The sequence below is a fragment of the Nostoc sp. DedSLP03 genome, from assembly GCF_034530815.1.
GTDB lineage: Bacteria > Cyanobacteriota > Cyanobacteriia > Cyanobacteriales > Nostocaceae > Nostoc.
Genome location: NZ_JAVRCK010000198.1, coordinates 1 through 3,743 on the forward strand (window position 1 = coordinate 1; position 3,743 = coordinate 3,743).

Here is a 3,743-nt window from a genome sequence, read left to right on the forward strand (position 1 = left end):
TTTTCTTTTAGTCCTTTTATTTAGAATACCCGGAAAGTGACAGAAGAGGGATAGTATCAAGCCAACTTCAGCTAAATCTCTATTCTATCAACAACCCCATCCACAACAAGTTCTCAAAATTCATTATTTACCATCGCTCAAAATACTCCACAACTAATAGATGCTAAGACTCCCATTTATGGAGCTTGGAAACTACGCTATAGCGTTGATGGCATTGTTTATGAGAGTTTTTTGAAAATGCAAGGCAATTCCGGAACCATGAGGACTCAGTTTTTCAGCCCTAATGTAGATCGAACTGAAGTTGTAGACCAAACAATGCAACTTTGTTCTTCTGCCAAAGGATTAATCTTGTTAGGTTCTCATCCCGTCTATGGTGGAACTACTATTTCACATCCTACCTATAGTCCTGATAATTTTTTATTCCGAATCAACCCAGATGGCTCAAAAGAAGTTTTTACTTGCGATTACCTTAAGCAATGTTCACCTGTAAATTTAGAAACGTTCTGATTCTGAACGCTTAACCAGAATATTCGTAATCAAGCGTTTATTAACTAATTAAATTGAACTATAACTATGCTTTCTCTGACTCGTTATCAATGGACAGTTTTTTTTGCCGCATGGCTTGGTTGGGGCTTCGATTTGTTTGATAGTTTGCTATTTAGTTACGTAGCACCAAACTGTGTACTAACTCTGCTAGGCTTGCCTATTGGTTCTTCTGAAGCAAAAGCTGCTACCCTTTTTTGGACTGGATTACTGACTTCAATTTTATTATTAGGCTGGGCAGCAGGAGGCATTCTTTTCGGTACGCTTGCCGATCGCATTGGTCGTAGTAAGACCATGATGCTCACCATACTCTGTTTTTCCCTTGGTACAGCTACTTGTGCTGTCGCACCTAATATAGCAGTCTTAATTCTTTCGAGAGTTATCGCCAGTTTAGGTCTTGGAGGAGAGTGGGCAGCAGGAGCGTCACTTGTGACTGAAGTGATGCCAGAGCGATCGCGGGTAGAAGCGGGAGCGCTTCTTTACACATCAGCTCCTGTTGGTCTAACTTTAGCGACACTTGTGAATCTACTAGTTGCGGGAGTGTTGTTCAAGAACAACCCCGAAATCTCTTGGCGCTTTGTCTTTTTATTTGGGTTACTTCCTGGCGTAGTTGCCTTTTTGTTGCGTTATTTCGTTAAAGAGCCAGAATCCTGGCGTAAAGAAGTTAGTAATATGCCTGCGCCTAGCATCCAAGAATTATTCAATCACAAAAATTTTCCCCTAACTCGATGTGGCTTTCTGACAGCAACAGTAGCTTTGCTGACTTGGTGGACTTGTAATGCTTTTATTCCGGTAATTTCTGCTAGTTTAGCGCAAATGGCGGCTCTGACCCAAAGTTTAGATAAGGTAGCAACACAAACACTTATCGAGCAATGGAAGACTATTGCATCCAACAGCTTTAATTTGGGGGGACTAATCGGCACTCTACTGACGGTTCCCCTAGCTAAATATTGGGGACGCAGAAAAATGTTTTTTCTCTACTTTTTACTGTCAGGTCTTGCCCTAATAGTTACCTTCGGACTGAATTGGTCGCCCTACACTCGTCTTTATTTGTACTTCCCAATTGGGTTAACTGTTTTTGGTGTGTTTGGCAGTTTCACCTACTACCTACCAGAGCTTTTTCCCACTAGATTACGGGCAACAGGTGCTGGCTTCTGTTATAACGTCGGGCGATTGATAGCAGCAGGCGGCCCGTTTCTAGTAGGTGCGATCGCATCCAGTGGTTCTAATGTTCTCCACAGTGCTTTAGAATTGCAGCTTGCTTTGGCTGTTGTGCCACTGATTGGTCTGTTTTGTATGCCTTGGGTAATTGAAACAAGGGCTATTAAGTCATGAATGCAGTGAGGAACTTAACATGAGACAAGTTTTAGGCGGACGTTACCAAATCATTCGTATTCTGGGAAAAGGAGGCTTTGGGGAAACTTACTTAGCCAGAGATCAACATTGTCAAGAGCAAATTTGTGTTGTTAAGAAACTTGTACTTGGGACTGACGATCCATCTATGTTGCAGATAGCAAGACGTTTATTTGCTGAAGAAGCAAAAGCCCTTTATAAGTTGGGCAGACACGAACAAATTCCTCAACTATTAGCTGATTTTGAGGAAAACCAAGAATTTTTTCTTGTTCAAGAATTCATTGATGGTTGTGACCTAGACCACGAAATTAGACCAGGTAACCAGTTGAGTGAGGCATTTGTTATTCAACTTTTACAGGATATTTTAGAAGTTTTGGCGTTTGTTCATCAAAATAACAAGATTCACCGAGACATAAAACCCTCAAACATAATCAGACGCAAACAGGATAACAAAATTGTCTTGATTGATTTTGGCTGTGTTAAAACAGTCAGCACTCAAATTCACTCTTATCAAGCTCAGTCTTTAACGGTGCAAGTTGGAACCCCAGGTTATATGCCGGAGGAACAAAAGCAAGGAAAGCCAAAATTAAATAGTGATATCTATGCAGTGGGAATGGTTGCAATTCAAGCCCTAACAGGTGTACAACCTTATCGTCTTTCAAAAGACTCTAATGGGGAAGTTATCTGGCGTAACATAGTACAGGTCAGTGATAAACTAGTGTATATCTTGAATGAAATGGTGCGCTGTAATGCTGACGAGCGTTACAAATCAGCAGCAGATGTTTTGCAAAAACTTTCCCACATAGCAGCGCCACAATTACAACCACGATCTTTGCAAAAGAGCCTGACCCTCCCTCCTCAAACACAATCCTTACCAAGCAACCTGACCCTTCTTTCTAACCCAACTTGGGTTAGGCGTATAGAGCTTGGAATCATAAAGTCTCTGAGGTCTTTACATAAGAGGCTTGTATTTGTTGCACTAGCTCTGATTGCAGCTTTCATCCCGATAGTTATATCAGTATTTATATCGCCGCCAACCTGTCCTTTAAAGCTAGAAGATTATTTAAGTTGTGGAGAAGAAATCTTGTTTCCACTGGACTCTGCCATACCAGAAAAACAACAAGGAGTTAATGCTCTGGCACAAAAGGATTATAAAAATGCAATTCTTTTGTTAGAAAAAGCATATAAAAAGCGAAAAAATGACCCAGAAACATTAATTTACCTAAATAATGCTCAACTAGCAGATGAAAATGCAAAGACTTACACAATTGCTGTATCAGTTCCCATTGTTAATAACCAATTGATAGCTGAGGCAATTCTGCGGGGAGTTGCACAAGCCCAAAATGAGATTAACAAGGGGGTAAAAATTAATGGCAGAAGTCTTAGGGTACTAATTGCCAATGATGCTAATAACTCTAAGCAAGCGCGACAAATAGCTGAGAATCTAGTATCTCAGCGAGATATTCTAAGTGTTGTTGCTCACTATGCAAGTGAATTGACTTTAGAGGCTTTGCCTGTTTATCAACAGAATCATTTAGTATTGATTTCTCCAGGTAGCACTGTAGACCAGATTCGAGAAAAAGTTACTCCGAATGACTTTTTCTTTCGTACTGTGCCTAATGCTAGCGTGAGTGCGGAGGCTTTAGCTGACTATCTGCTTAAACAAATTCCCAACCAGCCAACAGCAGCAATTTTTTATACTCCCGAAAGTCTTTATAGCGACTCTATGCAAAAAGATTTCCGCAGTAGTTTCCAAAACAAAGGAGGAAAAGTAATAGAGCTAACAAATGCAGAATTACGCCTAATGTGAATTAGGAAAAAAGGCGGGAGAAGTAAGAAGATGAAAG

Annotated in this window: 3 protein-coding genes; all 3 read left to right on the plus strand. The window is 40.5% G+C overall.

The window, feature by feature from the left end:
• The first annotated feature begins 237 nt into the window (after positions 1 to 237).
• Positions 238 to 507: a hypothetical protein gene (locus RM368_RS38085; RefSeq protein ID WP_322698868.1), complete on the plus strand. Its 270-nt coding sequence runs from the start codon at positions 238 to 240 to the stop codon at positions 505 to 507.
• A gap of 66 nt (positions 508 to 573) precedes the next feature.
• Positions 574 to 1,878 carry an MFS transporter gene (locus tag RM368_RS38090; protein WP_322698869.1) on the plus strand — a complete coding sequence of 435 codons (1,305 nt, stop codon included), beginning with the start codon at positions 574 to 576 and terminating at the stop codon, positions 1,876 to 1,878.
• 19 nt (positions 1,879 to 1,897) lie between these two features.
• Entirely contained in the window at positions 1,898 to 3,706 is a 1,809-nt protein-coding gene (locus tag RM368_RS38095; protein WP_322698870.1) for a bifunctional serine/threonine-protein kinase/ABC transporter substrate-binding protein, read from the plus strand.
• Positions 3,707 to 3,743: the final 37 nt, after the last annotated feature.

Coding starts and splice junctions, on each gene's coding strand:
- RM368_RS38085 (WP_322698868.1), top strand. CDS start 238: ATGCAAGGCAATTCCGGAACCATGAGGACTCAGTTTTTCAGCCCTAAT.
- RM368_RS38095 (WP_322698870.1), top strand. CDS start 1,898: ATGAGACAAGTTTTAGGCGGACGTTACCAAATCATTCGTATTCTGGGA.
- RM368_RS38090 (WP_322698869.1), top strand. CDS start 574: ATGCTTTCTCTGACTCGTTATCAATGGACAGTTTTTTTTGCCGCATGG.